We start from the raw sequence: 18,524 nt of genomic DNA on the forward strand, positions 1-18,524 counted from the left end.
AGCAAGGCGTCAGCGACGAAGACAGTACTTTAGTACGGCTAGGAGCTGCAACGCAGCTGGGGCAGTTTTGCGTAAGTCCTACTGATAACGACAAAAAAACCACGCTACGGTTAGCCACAATGTTATCTGGCACGTTTCTTGATATGCTGTAATGGAACCGTAACCAAGAGACTAGAACATGGCCAAGTTTTTCAATGAAATGCACGCCTATGATGCCGCTGTATCGGGTGGCGCGGGCGGAGAATTGACGCGGGAACATTACCGTGAGTTTTGCAACTGGCTGGCGCAGCAACCGGCCGAGCGATTGAAACGCAAGCGGGCCGAGGCGGACTTGAGCTTTCGGCGTGTGGGTATTACTTTTGCCGTGTATGGTGATGATGCGGGTACGGAGAGGCTGATCCCGTTTGACATCATCCCGCGCATCATTCATGCGGGTGAATGGGCGCAGTTGCAAAAGGGCCTGGCACAGCGGGTGCAGGCGCTGAACATGTTCATTCACGATATTTATCACGCCCAGAATATCATCAAGGCGGGCATTATCCCGGCTGAACAAATCTATAAAAACGCTCAATATCGCCCTGAAATGCAGGGTATTTCGGTCGCTTCTGACATTTATGCCCATATTGCAGGTGTGGATATTGTGCGGGCTGGCGAGGGTGAGTTCTATGTACTTGAAGATAACTTGCGTGTGCCGTCCGGCGTGTCTTACATGCTGGAAGACCGCAAGATGATGATGCGGCTTTTTCCTGAGCTGTTTGCGCGTAACAAGATTGCACCGGTTGATCATTACCCTGACATGTTGCTGGATAACCTGCGCTCAGTCGCTCCTATGGGCGTGGATAACCCTACCGTGGTGGTTATGACGCCGGGCATGTATAACTCTGCCTATTTTGAACATGCCTTCCTGGCCCAGCAAATGGGTGTGGAACTGGTAGAAGGCCAGGATTTATTCGTGAATGACAATGCGGTCTTCATGCGCACCACGCGTGGGCCCAAACGTGTTGATGTGATTTACCGCCGTATTGATGATGACTTTCTTGATCCGCTGGCTTTCCGGCCTGACTCTTCTCTGGGTGTGCCTGGCTTGTTGTCGGTGTATCGCGCTGGCCGTGTGACGCTGGCGAACGCAATAGGCACGGGCGTCGCAGATGATAAATCGATCTATCCGTTTGTACCGGACATGATCAAGTTTTATCTGACTGAAGAACCGATTTTGAACAACGTGCCAACTTACCAGTGCCGCAAGCCCGAAGACTTGTCTTATACCCTGGCGAATTTGGGTGAACTGGTGGTCAAGGAAGTGCACGGTGCGGGTGGTTACGGCATGCTGGTAGGCCCGGCTTCGACCAAGGCGCAGATAGAAGACTTCCGCCAGCGTTTGCTGGCCAAGCCTGATGGTTATATCGCCCAGCCTACGCTGGCATTGTCGGCCTGCCCTACCTTTGTTGAGAGCGGCATTGCCCCGCGCCATATTGATTTGCGTCCTTTTGTGTTGTCTGGCAAAACTATCTCGATGGTGCCTGGTGGCCTGACGCGGGTGGCCTTGCAGGAGGGTTCGCTGGTCGTCAACTCATCGCAAGGCGGTGGGACCAAAGATACCTGGATACTTGAAAATTAAATCAGTAGGACTAACGCAAAACCGCCCCAGCTGCGTTGCAGCGCCTAGCCGTACTAAAGTACTGTCTTCGTCGCTACGGTGTAGTTGGGGTTTCGGACAATGTGTTGTCCGCCAACGTAACGAACATCCCTTACAAGGGATGTTTCCTAAAGCGATAGCCTTGCTGGGACAATTTTGCGCTAGTCCTAGAAAAAATTTAAGTTGGGAGAAAATATATGCTGAGCCGTACCGCTGATCATTTGTTCTGGATGGCGCGCTATACCGAGCGTGCTGAAAATACCGCCCGTATGCTGGATGTAAATATCCAGACTTCGATGTTGCCGCAGTCAGCCGAAGATGCTGAGCGTGGCTGGCGTGCCATGCTGGGTATCTCTGAACTGCAGTCTGCCTTTGACCATCAATATGGTTTGCTGACGAAAAAAGATGTGCTGGACTTCATGGTCAGGGACCCGATGAACCCGTCCTCTATCGCATCCTGCCTGAAAGAAGCGCGTGAAAATGCCCGTGCCGTGCGCGGTACGCTGACGACTGAGGTGTGGGAAACCCAGAATGCCACCTGGCTGGACATGCAGGAAAACTTGTCAGACACGATACTGGAAAACGACCCCAGCCAGTTCTTTGAATGGGTCAAGTACCGCTCGCATTTGTCGCGCGGCGTGACGCTGGGCACCATGCTCAAGGATGAAGCGGTGCATTTTATTCGCCTCGGTACTTTCATAGAACGCGCCGACAATACCGCACGCATACTGGATGTGAAGTTCCATGGTGCCAAGGAAAGCAGCCGTGGCAATGATAATTTGCAAAGAGATTTTTACTACTGGGCAGCGCTGCTGCGCTCAGTATCCGGCTTTGAGATTTACCGCAAGGTCTATCGCGATGTCATCACGCCAGAACGGGTGGCAGAATTGCTGATGCTGCGTGGTGACATGCCACGTTCTCTGCTGGCCTGCATGGATGAAGTAGTCGGCAACCTGAAGGAAGTGCGCAATGATGTCTCAGCCGATACCGAGCGTTTTGCTGGTAAGCTGCATGCAGAATTGCAATTTGCCCGCATCGAAGAGATATTGGCAGAAGGTTTGCATGACAACCTGACGCGTTTCCTGGAAAACATTTTTGATCTGGGTAACCGTGTCAGCCGCGACTTCCTGGTGCCGCTGGCGGCCTGAGAAAATACAATATCATGCAACTTTTTATACGTCACCAGACTATTTACAAGTATTCAGCACCGCTGACTTACACCATACAGCAGTTGCGCCTGACGCCGCGTGCCGAGCAGCATCAACATGCCATCTCCTGGCAAATCAAGACTGCCGGGCAACGCCATGCGTATATCGACGCTTATGGCAATCCCTCGCATACGCTGACCATCACTGGCCAGCATCATGAGGTTGCCATTATCGCCGAGGGCGTGGTCGAGCTGGCAACGCCTTATCAAGGGCGCATCACTGATCCAGATACATTTTCACCACTGGTATTTACCGTACCGACCAGGTTGACTGAGCCGGTACCGGCGATAGTGGACTTTGCACGCAGTCATTTACCGGACAGCGGCAAGACCACGACGGCTGCACTATTAAATCTGGCAACGCACATCCGTGGTGCGGTGGAGTATCAGTCTGGTGCAACCATAGTCACGACCAGTGCCAGCGATGCCCTGCAACTAGGTCGTGGTGTCTGCCAGGACCATGCCCATATCATGCTGGCTTGCTGTCATGCACGTGGCATCCCGGCACGTTATGTTTCTGGTTATATCGACCCTGAATCTACAGGCCATGCCGACAGCCACGCCTGGGTCGATGCCTGGGTAGAAGATAGCGACTATAGCGGCTGGGTCAGTGTTGATGCCACTCATGCTGCCTTGATGACCGATGCCTATTGCCGTTTGGCTATCGGACGTGATTATGATTCTGCTGCACCTGTGCGCGGTGTGCGCCGTGGTGGCGGACTTGAAACCCTGAGCGTGACGGTGCAGGTGACGCCCCGATAGCGTCACAATAACGTCCCCATAAGGTCTCAATAAGGTCCCAATTGACGCGTGCGTCAATTGTTACAGGCATTGCATACAAATGTGACAAGCGTATTTCAATGCCCTGCTTTGGGGTAGAATTCAAGTTTCGACAGATCAAGAATCGGTACTATGACTTACTGTGTTGGCATGCGCCTTGACGCCGGGCTGGTGTTTCTCTCCGACTCACGCACCAATGCGGGCGTGGATCAGGTGGGCACCTTCCGTAAGATGTCGGTGTTTGAAAATCCTGGTGATCGCACCATGGTCTTGATGACTGCGGGTAATTTGTCGATTTCACAATCAATCCGGCAGTTAGTATCTGATCATGTTGATGCCAATGGCAAGAGCATCTGGACTGCACCAAATATGTATGAAGCCGCACGCATACTTGGTGAAGCCGTACGCACTGTGCATCACCGCGATGCCAAATCGCTGTCAGAGTTTGGCATAGACTTTAATGTCAGCCTGATTTTTGGGGGCCAGATCAAGGGTGAGCGTTGCCGCCTTTTCCAGATTTATTCTGCTGGTAACTTCATCGAATCTCACAATGAAAGTACCTATTTCCAGATAGGTGAAGCCAAGTATGGCAAACCCATTTTAGACCGCGTCGTGACACCGGCCACGCCACTTGATGAAGCTGCCAAATGCGCGCTGATATCAATGGATTCTACCTTGCGCTCAAATGTGTCGGTGGGTCTGCCACTGGATTTGCTGGTGTATGCAGACAATGAGTTGGCGGTTACCCACTTCGTCACTATCGATGAGAAAAATCAGTACTTCCAGATGATACGCAATACCTGGGGTCTGCAATTGAAGTCTGTCTTTGAAAGCATCGCTGACCCGGTCTGGAACGCCAGCCCCGAGATACAGGGCAATGTCCTGTCAGCCACCAATATGCACAGCAAACCCGTGCGCGTAGCAGTGCCACCAGAATTGCGGGATATGAACACGACTACACCATCACCTTTGCAGTCTTTGGCGCAACAGCCGAATAATACCAAGCAGGCGTAAGTATTATTGCCTTGCAGGCAGGCTAGCGCTTACTAGGGTTCGTACCTGACGGCATTGATGAGAATCGTGACGCCCAAGTAAGTACCGATGGGAAAACCCAAAAGTAATGGACAAGCCAAAGCCATAGATGCGCTGCGACTCCATGTCTTGTCTTGCTCAACCGCAGCACTCAATTTAAAGTGAGCAAAAGATAAAGTCGCAGTAAGGATAAATAGCGCAATATGTGGAATTGACTGACCACCAGTTGCGAATATGCCAAGCGCAAAAAAATTGTTCCCAAGCCGTACATATAGCAACTATACCGATGCATGTCTTCAAGTTTGCGTTTCGGTCCAGGTCCGTCCCATGATGATGCCATATTTCTCTCCCCAATCAATATTACTGCATGCCTGAAACTGAAGGCTCAGTTGCATGGCCTTTTTGTGTTTTTATTCGAATGAATCCCTAACGACAATAGGTACTCACATCCCGCTGAGCAATCGCCTTGTCATTGGCATCAATCTTGATCCGGTTGCCGTGTACCAGATCACCGTTCAGTATGCCCTTGGCCATGGCGCAGCGTGATTCATTGGTTTCAGGCTGATTGCCTGGTACAAAGGGAGAAGGTCCTTTAGATTTATCGACTGGTTCTTTGGCTTGCTTTGCCTGTTTTTCCATCTGGCGCTTGCGGAAGTCGATTTCCTGGTCTTGCCAGCTTTGCGCTGTAGATGGTTTTCCTTCGCCAGTTGTGACCTTTACTTCTTCCACTTTGGCCTTGCCAGCATCATCTTTTTTTTCGGAATAATGCACTTTGCCGTTTGCATCGACCCATTTATAGATCTCGGCATGAGCCGACGTTGCGCATACCAGACTAAGGCAAGCCGCGAACAAGACTGGTTTAAAGGTAGTTTGCTTCATTTTTTACATTTCTAATCGATGGAGAACAATATCAGCGCTTGCGGTCCGACACAAATCACAGGTTTTACCAGGAATTGCAAACTCAGTTTGCGCATTCCTCGCCTCACTGCTGTTGGTCAATTTTAATCTCACTCAATCTCATTGAGCCTCGCTCAAGCTCACTTTTTTAGTCTTAGTTTTTCGCCATGCGCAATCGGCGGCATGATCACTCACCATTCCTATGGCTTGCATATAGGCATAGATGATGGTCGAGCCAACAAACTTGAAGCCACGCTTGAGCAAGTCTTTGGAGATGCGGTCAGACAACTCTGTCGTGATAATGCGCTCGCCGCTGTTGATGATGGGCTTGCCATTCACATGGGCCCACAGATAGGCATCCAGGCTGCCTTGCTCTTCGCACAGGCGCAGATAGGCTTTGGCGTTGGTGATGGCAGCGGCGACCTTTAACTTGTTTCTGACGATGCCGGCATTGGCCAGCAGGGCAGCGACTTTTTCGTCATCATAAGCGGCGATTTTTTTGGCATCCCAACCATCAAAAGCCAGGCGATAATTTTCGCGCTTGTTGAGTATGGTTTCCCAACTGAGACCAGCTTGTGCGCCTTCAAGATTAAGCATTTCAAACAGGCGCACTTCATCATGACAGGGCACACCCCATTCATGATCGTGGTAATGCAGGTACAGGGGGTTAGAGGGGTTAGCCCAATTACAGCGTGTTTTCATACGTAAAAAACCATGTGGAGTAATATATCATGTGGGAAAAGCATACTTTTAACAAAATCTTTCAATTCGAATTGACATTCTACTCATTTCTTTTAGAATCGTCGTTCGTCATCAGATAGTGGAACCACCATGTTGCGTTTTAAGCAAAGCAGTAAAAATCTGTTCGCCTTATCTGCAGTGAGCCTGATCCTCACTGCCTGTGGTGGCAGCAGTAACCAGGATGCCAAACAGGCAGCCGTCTCACCAGCGCCAGCACCAGCCATACAGGCAGCAACTGCCGCCGATGTCATGAGCTTCACAGGCAAGCGTCAGAATTATATGATCTCACGGCTGGGGTCCACTTATGTGATTGTCGATATGGTGGGCGGAGCTGCCCCTATCAGCGCTCCTCTTACAACGAATGTCCTGCAATTCAGCGATTTTCGCGTCAATCTGCGCATTGGTGACAAGGCTGCGGCACTTTCTGTCACCAGCCTGAATAATCTGATTGATCTGTATGTGGCATTCTTCAACCGCGTGCCTGATGCTGATGGCCTGTCTTACTGGATAGACCAGGTACAGGCTGGCATGAATGAATCGCAAATTGCCGAGAGTTTTTATCTCGTCGCCCTGCAATCACCTGCCTTGACTGGTTACTCCAGCGGCATGAGCAATGATGATTTTATCCGCATCATTTATAAAAATGTGCTGGGCCGCACTGGCAGTACGGCACCGACAGCGGCCGAGATCAATTACTGGTCCAGCCAGTTAAAAAGTGGCACGCCCAAGGGCAGCATGGTCAGGGCCATCCTGGTATCGGCCCGTGAATATGCCAATGATGCTACCTGGGGTTGGGTCACAACTCTGTTGAATAACAAACTTGATATAGCCAATTATTTTGCTGTGCAACAAGGCCTGAGTTATCTGACGCTGGATGACAATATCACCAAGACCATGGCGATTGCTGCTGCAGTCACCAGCACATCAACCACCGCTGCGCGTGATCTGATCGGTGTCAGCGGTAACCCGATTAACTCCTCGCTCATCACCCCAGGCACGACAGGCATCTATGGTTCGCCTGATCAACTGGCCAATATATGCACCCCTACCGGTGAAAAGGCCTGGGTACGTGCCCATCTGGACGATGTGTATCTTTGGTACCGCGATATTGTCAATGTACCGGCAACAAACTACAGCACACCTGCCAGTTATTTCGATGCGCTGATCGTCAAGTCCAAGGACAGGTTCAGCTTCACTGATGCGCAGGGCAGCATAGATGATTACTTCCAGTCTGGTGAAGATGTCAGTTATGGCTATAGCCTGGTACGTGAAGGCAGCAAGATACGTGTACGTTACGTGCAACCTGGGTCACCTGCTGACATTGCGCAGTTGAAGCGTGGCACCACACTGGTGAGTGTTGACAATACTGATCTCGGTGGTTCCCTTAGCGATGTCCAGTACGATGCCCTGTTCCCGCCAAAAGCTGAGACACACAGCTTCAGGGTGCAGGACACCAATGCCAGCACCAGCCGCAACGTCAGCATGACATCCACTACAGTGACGACTGCGCCAGTCTTGCAAGACCAGATACTGAATGTGAATGGTAAAAAGATCGGTTACATGGTCTTCACTGACCATATTCGCACAGCAGAATCACCACTGGTTACATCCATGCGCAAGTTCCAGACCGCGCGTATTGATGACCTGGTACTGGATCTGCGCTATAACGGCGGCGGTTATCTGTATATTGCCAATGAATTGGCAGCCATGATCGCCGGTACCAAGGTCGTCAACAAAGTCTTTGAACAATTGCAGTTCAATGACAAGCATACCGACCTGACGGCAGACAATATCTCTTACTTCTATGATACGGATACCAGCAACCGCTTCTTGCCACAGTTAAACCTGCCACGAGTGTTCATCCTGACTGGCAGTGGTACCTGCTCAGCCAGTGAATCCATCATCAATGGCCTGAAGCCTTTCATGCAAGTCATCCTGGTTGGCGACACCACCTGTGGCAAGCCATATGGTTTCGTACAAACCAATAACTGCAAGACGGCGTACTTTGCAATTCAGTTTGCCGGTGTCAATGCTGCAGGCCAGGGAGACTTTACCAATGGCTTCTCACCCTTGTGCAGAGTATCTGATGACTTGAATCATGAGCTGGGCAATCAAAGCGAATCACGCCTGTCTGCTGCACTGACCTATGCCAACACAGGTTCCTGCCCAGCCGCAGGCTTCAGCCCTGCGCCACCACCGCTGGACGGCTCACCAATACGCGACAAGAGCATGCAGCCATGGCGGAATATCAAGTTGCTCAAATCGGCGAATATGCAAGCCAGGTAAGCAAATGAAGTAAACGAAGTGAACAACAAAAAAGCGCACATTGTGCGCTTTTTTGTTGTCTGCTGTGTTGTCTGTTGAATCAAGAAAAACTTTGATCAGTCACCTGATCTGCCAGTTTCAATGCATCACCACCCTGCGCATCTTTTGAGAGATATACGCCAGACTGACCAGGCTCATCAAAGCACATACCAGGAAGGCAATGCCAACTGCCACCACGCTCAGGGTTTCGCCTTTCAACACCTGGTTCATCATCTGGTTTTGTGACAACACTGGCACCCACTGGAACCAGGCAGGTTCGCGGCCTGGGAAAATAATAGGTACCAGCGATACAAAGGGTATGAACATGGTCACCATCTGGTTGCGTACCTGGGCTTCCTTATAGCTTTTGCAGTCCAGTGAAATGGCAATCTGTATCGCCGCCACGCTGGCAGCCAGTGGCAGCAAGACCAGCAAGAAACCCATGGCATCCTTGAAGTTGAACTGGAATTCAGCGCGCAGGGTTTCATTATGGATCAGCCATTGCGAGGGGAAGAAGCTGAAGATGGTCAGCACCACCACCCCCATGCCAACAATGGCGACTGCACCCCATTTGCCGATAGTCAGTTGCCAACCGCTGACTGGGTTCATCATCAGCGGTTCCAGCGAGCCACGCTCACGTTCACCTGCCGTAGTATCAATGGCGGCATACATGCCACCAAGGACGATGGCCATCAAGACCATCATCGGCAACATGGTGGTGATGGTGGCTTTGCGTTCTTCCGGTTTTTTGATATGACGCTCGCGTATGTCGAGGCGCTGCAATAATTCCAGCGACACGCCACGCATGGCCAGCCCCAGTGTAGCCAGCTCCTGCGAATAGCCATCCAGCAAACGGCGCAGGGGGCGCACACCAAATTCTGCCTGGCGGTTAGAAGTATCAAAGGCAATTTCCAAAGTGCCTTTGCCACCTGACGCAAGTTTTTCATCAAAGTCATCCGGGATCAGCAAGACAGGCTGATCAAGTTCCTTGCTTTGCGATTTGGCGGCGTAATCATCGGGCGCGGTCTTGATTTGATAACCCTGACGCAGGATGAAATTTTCCAGACCACGGGCATGCTCTATGCCTTTGACGAGGACGGTACGTTTTTCTTCCTGCGACTCAACCTGGGTCAGCACTACCGAGAAAATCAAGAGCATCAGCGGCACGCCCAGCAATGAACTGATCAGGGCCACCATCAGGGTGCGGCGGTCACGCAAGGCATCACGCAATTCCTTGCGCAGGATAGCTAGAGTCGCTTTCATCAGTTCACTCCTGTCAGGGATTTTTGTGGATGCAGGAATGCCAATTTGACGAAGGCATCTTCAAAATTATCTTCACCGGATTGCGCCAGCAATTCTTCTACCGTGCCATGCGCCACGTCCTTGCCCTGGGCAACGATGACAACCTGGTCGCACAGGCGCTCCACCTCTTGCATGATGTGGGTAGAGAAAATGATGCACTTGCCACCGCCTTCTGGCGAGCGCAAGAAGCGCAAGAATTCCCTCAATGCGCGGGTAGCCACTACGTCCAGACCATTGGTGGGTTCATCAAGGATGATGTTTTTTGGATCATGCACCAGCGCCCTGGCCAGCGCAGTTTTCATGCGTTCACCCTGGCTGAAGCCATCGGTGCGACGATCGAGCAATTTGTCCATATCCAGCCATTTTGATAATTGCTGGGTACGCTGTTCTGCATGCTCAGTATCCATGCCATGCAACAAGCCATAGTAATGAATATTTTCCCGCGCAGTCAGGCGCGGGTAGAGGCCGCGGGCATCTGACAAGACACCCATGTGTGACTGGGTGGATGAAGTACCGGCCTTGACGGCTGTGCCGTCAACCATGATCTGGCCTTCATCTGATTGCAACAGTGCAGCGATCATACGCAAGGTGGTAGTTTTGCCCGCGCCATTTGCGCCCAGCAAACCGGTAATGCAAGCATCACTGGCACTGAAGCTGACGCCATCAACGGCCTTCACCACTTCACTGGTTTTTTTCATCAGGCCCAGGCTACGGGCAGCATTGACAAAAGCATTGCCCGACGATTTACCGAGGCGCACAAATTCTTTGTGCAAATCATTGACGATGATCATGGCTTGGCCTCCTTGCCAGTTTTATTGGCAACAGGCGGCACGGGTGCCTGCCAGGCCAGGGCGCGTGGGATCTGGCGCACACAGGCAATATCAACCTTGACGGCTTCGCTGTCTTCTTTGGCATTTAAAAAGCGGTGTACCACGTCGCGTATGCAACCTTGCGCCAGCAAACCATGGCCGGTGTTTTCTATCTCTACATGGCGGGCATTCGGGCCTAGTGCCTTGGCGACTTCGTCGCCATATCTGGTCGGTGTCACGGGATCGAGGCCGCCACTCAATAACAAGGCGGGTGATGCTGAGACAGGCACTTTGAAAAAATCTGCCGGTATTTCGCTACGTGGCCATTTTTTGCAAGTCTGGGTGTACTGCTCGGCCATGAGTTTTTCAAAATCATCGTTGGCCGACAAAGTTGCAGACTGTGCGAAAGCTTCACCACACCAGACCGAGAAATGCATGCCATAAGAAATGCCACCAGGACCAGGCAAATTGGTGGCACCTGTCATGGTCACCAGCGGTGCATAGTTACCCTGCTCAGCCTGTGTCAGGGCATAAGGCAAAGCGGCCAGTGAATTGGGGCTGTACAGGGTTTTATGCACCAGGCCCAGCAAACCATCGCGTGTCATCTCGGTCTTCATGGGTGTACCCATGCGCGGATGCGTGATGTTGATTTTTTGTGGCTGGCTGGCCAGCAGTTTTTTCCAGCGGTTTGCCAGGTCCGGGTAACTGTTATTGCAGGCGACTTCTTTTGCACAGTCCCTGAACAGGGCATCGAGTGCCTTTTGGGCGTCGGCACTGGCCAGGCGCATGCTCGGGGGCACCACGCCATCAAGCACAATGCGGCGTACTGATTGCGGGAACTGACGCAGGTATTCCAGCCCGGCACGCGTGCCATACGAAGCACCTACGACATTGATGCGGCCATAGCCTTGCTGCAGGCGCACGGCTTCCAGATCTTGCATGGCGATGCTGGTACCAAAGTATTGCAACTCGCCATAGGGCAGGGTTTGCAACTGGCGCATGCAGTCATCAGTGACTTTGACTTTTTGTTCTGGCGATAAAACTTCTTCCACTTTTTCCAGCTCAGGACATTCCAGCGGTGCACTGCGGCCAGTACCTCGCTGGTCAACAAACACCAGGTCACGGCGACGGTTCAGGCGCGCCATCAGGCCCGTACCCCAGCTAGCGACACTGATGGCACTTTGCCCCGGGCCCCCGGCCAGCAGAAAAACTGCATCCGGCAATTTGTTCCTGTCCTGCGAAGGGACGACGACATAATGGATGTCGATCTGCTTGCCTTGCGGCTGCGCCGGGTTCAGTGGTCTTTTTATCTGACCGCATTGCACTTCTTGTGGGAAGTCTGGTAAACGGCAAGCCTTAGTGGGTGAAGTAGTGGCTGCGGCATTGGCGTGTGCTGTCACCGCACTGCATAGCGCCAGGCCAGACATGAGCCTGAGCATGAATCTTTTGTTCAAAGTGGTCTCCTGAAACTACATTACTTGATTACATGAATAGCAAGTTCAGGAGTCTAAGCGCAATTACTCAATCAGTAAACGGCAGTTGTGATTGCGTGCCAAGATTACTCAGCAAAGTCTTGATAGGCGCTGGCAAACCCAGTTGCATTGCTTCACTGAGCGGATGCCAGCCATGTTCACCTTCTGCAACTTCCAGGTGACGTTTTTTGAGTTGCACATGCACCGGCAGGATGTGCAATTTGAAGTGGGTGAATACATGGGCAAAGACAGGCAAGACTTGTATGCTGGCGATGTCACCAAAGCGATTGGCGCGGGCACGCAGCGTCGTCATTTGCGCATCGACTGAGAAGGCATCATTCTCGTCACTATATTCTTGCATGCCAGCCAGTTCGGGCAGAGATAACAAACCACCCCAGATGCCAGTAGGTGGCCGACGCTCCAGCAAGACTTCTGCGCCATCCTGCACCAGCAGCATGATGGCCTGTTTTTCTTTTTGTGCTTTTTTTGGTTTGCGTACTGGCAGCTCTGCCGTCCTGCCTTGCGCATAAGCCACGCAGCGCAACTGGAAAGGGCATTGCGGGCATTTTGGGCTGCTGCGCGTGCACAAGGTAGCCCCCAGGTCCATCAAGCCCTGTGTGTAAGCACCTATGTCTTGCGCCGGCAATAAAGCCTGGGCGCGCAGCCACATATTGTCTTCCACAGGTTTGGTGCCGGGATAGCCATCTATACCAAATACACGGGCGAATACGCGCTTGACGTTGCCATCCAAAATTGCTGCCACCGTACTATAAGAAAATGCCGTGATCGCCGCTGCAGTAGAGCGGCCTATGCCTGGTAGTTCTTGCAGCAAGGCAGTGTCAGCCGGGAACTTGCCCTGGTATTTATCCACCACCTGTTTGGCGCACTGATGCAGGTTGCGGGCGCGGGTGTAATAACCGAGGCCAGCCCAATGTTCCATGACTTGCTCGACCGGCGCTGCAGCCAGGTCAAACACAGTAGGAAAAGTTTCCAGGAAACGCTTGTAATACGGGATAACTGCCGTGACCTGCGTTTGTTGCAACATGATTTCAGACAGCCAGACGCGATAAGCTTCATGGCTTTGCTGCCAGGGCAAACCATGGCGTCCATGCTGTTTTTGCCAGGTGATGAGCGCTGCGGAAAAACTGGGGTCGGCGTATAAATCGAGGGATGAGGAGGTAGCAAGCTGAGGCTGACCCGCTGGGTCAGCCTTGCTACGTGATGCTGTGGACTTCATTATTTCAGGCAGCCACCCTGAGTGCCGTCAGTTCTGCAGTCAATGCGGTACGCAATGTATCTTCCAGATCGGTCAGCGCTTTTTTCTGCGCATCGATATCTGCCTGCAGGCTCTCGAACGACGATATCTTGTCTTCCAGGCTGTCGGTCGCCACATGGATGCGCTGTATCGATTGCATGCGGTTTTTCAACTGGCCCTTGTGTTCACGTATCTGTGCTTCCAGCGGTGCCATGACGACTTTTTGCCAGGCTTCGACATCGCGGTTGGCTTGCAAGAAGCTTTGCTTGACGCGGGCAGCAACAGAATCAAAGAACTTGTGCATCAACACCACTTGCGGTGTCGTCAGCAAAGTCGCTGTACTGAACTGCTTTTGATACACGCCCTCAATCGCCTCGACTTCCTTGATGTATTTGTCCAGCGAGAAAGACATTGGCGAAGACAAGGCCAGACCATGCTCAGTCGAAAACTTGCGGTACATGACCGTCATCATTTCCGAAATTTCATCCGTCTTTTTGTTGGATGTCTGCAGGTTCAGTTTAACCTGAGAAAAGAATTGCCTGACCGATTCACGCAGGCCGACCGAGAACTTGCTCTTCTCCATGGCTTCACGCGATTTGCGGATTTCTTCACGCAGGATGTCCATGCCCAGGCTGGTATATACCTCGGTAGACAAACGGGTAAACACCGAGCGTGTGCCCTGCATGCGCAAGAGGCTGGCGTCGAATTCTTTTTTCTCGGCATCGATACGCTTCATCATGTGTTCGATGACGTTCATATTCTTGCCGCGCAGGCTCTTCAATTCCATCATCTGCTCTACCATGCTACGGCTGCGGGCAGAAATAACTGCCTGTTGCGCATGGATGATTTCATTGATTTCTGAAGACATCTGGGCGCGGATGATATTTTGCTTGGCTGGTATCAATTCCTTGGACAGGGCATATTCCAGCGTAGGCAGGCGGCTGCGTGCCAGCAAAGGTGCATCTTTATTGATCTTGGCAACCAGGCCTTTTTGCGCCGAGATAGGGAAAATCTGCTTTTCTTCCAGACCCAGAGTATGCGCAACAGTGCTGACCTGGCGGACGATTTGCGCTTCCACCTCTTCAGGCGTGCGCAGCTCATCCCACATGCTGTCGATCTTGTTCAGAACGACCATGCGGCCAGGGCCATTGCCGATATTATTACGCCAGACATCGATATCGCTCTTGGTCACACCAGTGTCGGCGGCCAGGATGAACAATACGGCATGCGCATTCGGGATCAGGTTCAGTGTCAGTTCAGGCTCGGTACCTATCGCATTCAGGCCTGGTGTATCGACAATGATCAAGCCTTCTTTCAGCAAAGGATGGGGGAAATTGATAATGGCATGACGCCATTGAGAAATCTCTACCAGGCCATCTTCATCGATTTCCAGCGGTGCATCGGGGTCGTTTTCATCGAACAGGCCATATTGCTTGGCCACTTCTATGCTGACTTTCTTGGTCAGGCTGACTTGCTTGAAGGCTTCCAGCATGCCGTCGCCAGAGTTGATATTCAGCGGCAGCACCGTCCAGACATGGCTTTGGCCCTTGTATTCACTGGTCGATTGCGCTTCAGCGCGGGTTTCTATCGGCAGCAGGCGTATGCAAGGCGGGATGGTGTCGTCATACAAAAGCTCGGTCGGGCACATGGTGGTGCGACCGGCAGATGACGGCAATATACGTTGACCATAGTCTGCAAAGAAGATGGCATTGATGAGTTCGGACTTGCCGCGTGAAAATTCAGCAACAAAGGCGATGGACAGTTTGTCGTCAACCAGACGTTCCATCAAACGCGCAATGCGTTGATCACTGGCGGCATCGGCCATATCCGATCCATGTATCCATGACCGGTACTGCTCCAGCGCTTTGACCACTCCTTTGCGCCAGTCGCTGTACTCCTGGAATTTCTGAACCAGATTGCTCATGTTCCCCTCAGTTAACTTTTTTGATATTCCAAGTATATATGGAAGCGTTGAAAAAATACGTGTAAATCGAATTTTGCCCACATTTCAGACAGATTTGTGGGTTTATTTCTGACATTTTGCACAATAAAAGCTGCTGCGCTGCCCTTGTTTTATCTGTCTGATCGCTTCGCCACACACGCGGCAGGCCTCGCCAGTGCGGTCATACACGAAATAAGACTGTTGAAAATAGCCACTTTGCCCATCCACACCCATGAAATCTTTAAGGGTGCTGCCACCCTGTTCTATCGCAGCGGCCAGCGTCGCACGGATGGCCGCTTCCAGTAAAGTATAGCGCTTAAGGCTGATGCGTCCAGCCTGAGTTTTGGGGTTGATGCCTGCCCTGAACAGGCTTTCTGATGCATAAATATTACCAACACCCACCACGATATCCCCCGCCAGCAAGACTTGCTTGATGGGAGCACTACGATTTCTTGTTAATTTATACAATAATTCTGGATTGAACCCGGCTTCCAGCGGTTCTACACCCAGTTGCCGTATCAGCAGATGTTCTTCCAGGTCGCCATCGGTGGCATCGTGCCAGAGTACTGCGCCAAAACGGCGAGGGTCTGTCATGCGCAGGGCGAATTCACCGACGACGATATCAATATGATCATGCTTTGCAGGGAGCACATTTTTATCCAGCACCCGCAAATGGCCGGACATGCCAAGATGTATCAGCAGTACGCCATGCGGAAAGTGCAATAACAGGTACTTGCCCCTGCGGCCAGTCGCCACTATCTGCTGCCCCGTCAGCAAGGCAGGCAAATTGGTAGGAAAAGGCCAGCGCAAGCCGGCGCGGCGCATGATCACATCAGTGACTTGTTTGCCGGTCAGGTGTGGCTCTACGCCACGACGGGTCACTTCTACTTCAGGTAATTCTGGCATGGTAGGGAACTTTTACTATTACAATCTGACACAGTGCATATACGCAGTGAAACCCACAGTTCTGCTGCTTCAGCGTAAAATCAGTCATCAACGTCAAATCCGGATTCGTTTTGAAAACACTGCCTACTCTATTATTCAAGCCTATTGTATCCGCAATATCAGCCATGTCGTCCATGTCTGCTGCGTCACCATGGAGACCTGCTGTGCTGGTATTAAGTGCTGCCCTGATCAGCGGATGTGCAAGCGTAGGTAAACCAGGCAGCGAAGCTGTCGACGATACCCATCATGCCAGCGATGCTGCGCAAGCTGCCCTGTCCGCAGAAAAAACCCTGAACGGCGTCAGCAGTGCTCCGGTCTATGAAGACCCTTTGCCTGAAGTAAAACTGACAGAAGAAATATTCTACAAAATCATTACCGCAGAAATTGCCAATCAGCGCGGCAGTTGGCAAGGCGCTTATGTGACCATGTATTCAGTGGCCGAACAAACCCGTGATCCGCGCATTGCCAAACGGGCTGCCGAAATCGCCCTGGCGGCCAAACAATCAGGCGAGGCCTTGCAGGCTGTGCGCCTGTGGCGCGAACTGGCCCCAAATTCAAATGAAGCCACTCAGTACTACCTTGGTTTCATGCTGATGAATAATAATCTGGCTGAAATCCAGTCCGTTTATACTGAAAAACTGAAATCATCTGATCCCAAGCAGTTGGGTGTGATGATGTTGCAGGCACAGCGTTTGTTGTCACGTTCACGTGATAAAAATGCCGCATTCACGACACTGGAAACCTTGCTGGAACCGTATAAAAACAGCCCCGATGCACATATGGCGCTGGCCCAGGGTGCTTATGCCAAGGGTGACAGTAAACTTGCTGCCAGTGAAGCGCAAGAAGTCTTGAAGGCCAGGCCAGATTCGCAACTGGCCGTGCTGACAGTTGCCCAGGCCTCTTCCCAGGCTGATGCAGCCAAGTCATTGGCCGCTTTCCTGGTTAAAAACCCCAGCGCCCGTGATGTACGTTTAGCCTATGCCAGCATACTGATAGACCTGAAACAGCTGGATCAGGCCAATCACGAATTTGAAACAATTGCCCGTGAACGACCTGATGACATCAGTGCCATCTACACCCTTGGTGTGCTGGCAATGGAGCGTAATCAGTCACAAAAGGCCGAAGCCTATTTCCTGCAATATCTGCAGGCACTGGAAGGCAAAACTGGCGAAGAGCGCGACCCGACCACGGCACTGGTGAACCTGTCACGTATCGCGGCAGAACGCAAGGACTATAAGGCCGCGCAAGACTGGCTGGCACAGGTGGAGTCGTATGATGGCCGCAACCCTGCCTGGTTCAATGTGCAAATACGCCGTACCTTCTTGCTGGCCAAGGAAGGCAAGCTGCTGGAAGCGCGCGCCTTCATACAGCAAATCAAGGCCAGCAATGAAACTGAACAAATCCAGTTGATACAGTCTGAAGCACAGTTATTACGTGATGCCGGTCTGCCGGATCAAGCCAAAACCGTGCTGGAACAAGGCATTAAACAGGCACCAAATAATCCCGACTTGCTATATGACTTTGCCATGCTGGCCGAGTCACAAAAAGACATCACTGGCATGGAAACATCGCTGCGCAAGGTCATAGAACTGGCACCGACCAGCCAGCATGCCTACAATGCCCTGGGTTATTCATTCGCCGACCGCAATGTGCAACTCGATGAAGCCAATACGCTGATAGAAAAAGCCAACCAGCTGGCACCGGATGACCCTTTCATTCTTGATAGCCTGGGCTGGGTCAAGTTCAGGCTATCCAAGTATGACGAAGCTGAACAAGCCTTGCGCCGTGCCTATCAAATGCGCCCTGATGCCGAGATAGCCGTGCATCTGGGTGAAGTCTTGTGGACCATGGGACAAAAAGACAGCGCAAAAAAAATCTGGCGTGATGCCTTGCAAAAAGACCCGGAAAACCAGACGCTGAAATCCACACTGGAAAGATTGAAAGTCAAACCCTGATGCCGATCTTGCCAAAGATGTTTACATCAAAAATTGAATAGAATGACACCCTGGCGGACAGATAATGTCCGCCTTGTCATTTGTACCCACAATATACGCAAGCGATATTACAACTCATTATTAGGGAATCTCTGATTAAGTATCCGAGTATTGATTTAGAAACGTTAATATAAGCCTATTCTCATTGAATCCCGAATGCCATGAAACAGACAACTTTTGCCGAAGGTGGCTTTGAACGCTACGCCAA

Annotated in this window: 14 protein-coding genes; 6 read left to right on the forward strand and 8 right to left on the reverse strand. The window is 51.6% G+C overall.

The genetic code is table 11. From position 1 onward, the window contains the following. Nucleotides 1-178 precede the first annotated feature (178 nt). From ACO0LD_RS30590 to ACO0LD_RS30605, 4 genes are all read left to right on the forward strand, one after another. Nucleotides 179-1,618, forward strand: coding sequence for a circularly permuted type 2 ATP-grasp protein (locus ACO0LD_RS30590; RefSeq protein WP_423013108.1), 1,440 nt, complete (start codon nucleotides 179-181; stop codon nucleotides 1,616-1,618). Nucleotides 1,619-1,833: 215 nt separating this feature from the next. Beyond that, nucleotides 1,834-2,784 (forward strand): alpha-E domain-containing protein, encoded by a 951-nt coding sequence (locus ACO0LD_RS30595; RefSeq protein ID WP_423013110.1) that lies wholly within the window; start codon nucleotides 1,834-1,836, stop codon nucleotides 2,782-2,784. A 14-nt stretch (nucleotides 2,785-2,798) separates the two neighbouring features. Continuing rightward, nucleotides 2,799-3,605 (forward strand): transglutaminase family protein, encoded by an 807-nt coding sequence (locus tag ACO0LD_RS30600; RefSeq protein ID WP_423013112.1) that lies wholly within the window; start codon nucleotides 2,799-2,801, stop codon nucleotides 3,603-3,605. Nucleotides 3,606-3,755: 150 nt separating this feature from the next. Then, the gene (locus ACO0LD_RS30605) at nucleotides 3,756-4,637 is read left to right on the forward strand and encodes a peptidase (RefSeq protein ID WP_423013114.1); all 882 of its coding nucleotides are present in this window, start codon (nucleotides 3,756-3,758) and stop codon (nucleotides 4,635-4,637) included. A gap of 444 nt (nucleotides 4,638-5,081) precedes the next feature. Here the strand turns inward: ACO0LD_RS30605 and ACO0LD_RS30610 are convergent, their stop codons facing one another. Then, the gene (locus tag ACO0LD_RS30610) at nucleotides 5,082-5,534 is read right to left on the reverse strand and encodes a DUF4124 domain-containing protein (RefSeq protein WP_423013116.1); all 453 of its coding nucleotides are present in this window, start codon (nucleotides 5,532-5,534) and stop codon (nucleotides 5,082-5,084) included. Nucleotides 5,535-5,672: 138 nt separating this feature from the next. Continuing rightward, on the reverse strand, nucleotides 5,673-6,254 hold the full coding sequence (locus ACO0LD_RS30615; RefSeq protein WP_423013118.1) for a DNA-3-methyladenine glycosylase I: 582 nt from the start codon (nucleotides 6,252-6,254) through the stop codon (nucleotides 5,673-5,675). A 129-nt stretch (nucleotides 6,255-6,383) separates the two neighbouring features. Here ACO0LD_RS30615 and ACO0LD_RS30620 point away from each other — a divergent pair, with 129 nt between their 5' ends. Then, nucleotides 6,384-8,579 carry a DUF4214 domain-containing protein gene (locus ACO0LD_RS30620; protein WP_423013120.1) on the forward strand — a complete coding sequence of 732 codons (2,196 nt, stop codon included), beginning with the start codon at nucleotides 6,384-6,386 and terminating at the stop codon, nucleotides 8,577-8,579. Between the two features lie 117 nt (nucleotides 8,580-8,696). Here the strand turns inward: ACO0LD_RS30620 and ACO0LD_RS30625 are convergent, their stop codons facing one another. From ACO0LD_RS30625 to mutM, 6 genes are all read right to left on the reverse strand, one after another. Then, complete coding sequence (locus ACO0LD_RS30625) at nucleotides 8,697-9,860, reverse strand: ABC transporter permease (RefSeq protein ID WP_423013122.1); 1,164 nt, start codon at nucleotides 9,858-9,860, stop codon at nucleotides 8,697-8,699. Next, complete coding sequence (locus tag ACO0LD_RS30630) at nucleotides 9,860-10,690, reverse strand: ATP-binding cassette domain-containing protein (protein ID WP_423013124.1); 831 nt, start codon at nucleotides 10,688-10,690, stop codon at nucleotides 9,860-9,862. Before ACO0LD_RS30630 ends, ACO0LD_RS30625 begins: the two co-directional genes overlap by 1 nt. Continuing rightward, nucleotides 10,687-12,162 (reverse strand): alpha/beta hydrolase, encoded by a 1,476-nt coding sequence (locus tag ACO0LD_RS30635; protein ID WP_423013126.1) that lies wholly within the window; start codon nucleotides 12,160-12,162, stop codon nucleotides 10,687-10,689. The genes ACO0LD_RS30630 and ACO0LD_RS30635 overlap by 4 nt, the downstream gene beginning before the upstream one ends. 67 nt (nucleotides 12,163-12,229) lie before the next feature. Further along, complete coding sequence (gene mutY, locus ACO0LD_RS30640; RefSeq protein ID WP_423013128.1) at nucleotides 12,230-13,417, reverse strand: A/G-specific adenine glycosylase; 1,188 nt, start codon at nucleotides 13,415-13,417, stop codon at nucleotides 12,230-12,232. A gap of 4 nt (nucleotides 13,418-13,421) precedes the next feature. Then, entirely contained in the window at nucleotides 13,422-15,359 is a 1,938-nt protein-coding gene (locus tag ACO0LD_RS30645) for a dynamin family protein (protein WP_423013130.1), read from the reverse strand. A gap of 102 nt (nucleotides 15,360-15,461) precedes the next feature. Beyond that, entirely contained in the window at nucleotides 15,462-16,283 is an 822-nt protein-coding gene (gene mutM, locus ACO0LD_RS30650; RefSeq protein WP_423013132.1) for a bifunctional DNA-formamidopyrimidine glycosylase/DNA-(apurinic or apyrimidinic site) lyase, read from the reverse strand. A gap of 164 nt (nucleotides 16,284-16,447) precedes the next feature. On the opposite strand from mutM, the gene ACO0LD_RS30655 reads away from it, so the two are divergent. After that, a complete protein-coding gene (locus tag ACO0LD_RS30655; protein WP_423013134.1) occupies nucleotides 16,448-18,277 on the forward strand; it encodes a tetratricopeptide repeat protein in 1,830 nt (609 codons plus the stop codon). Nucleotides 18,278-18,524: the final 247 nt, after the last annotated feature.

This window comes from Undibacterium sp. Ji83W (genome assembly GCF_049340385.1).
Classification (GTDB): Bacteria; Pseudomonadota; Gammaproteobacteria; order Burkholderiales; family Burkholderiaceae_D; genus Undibacterium.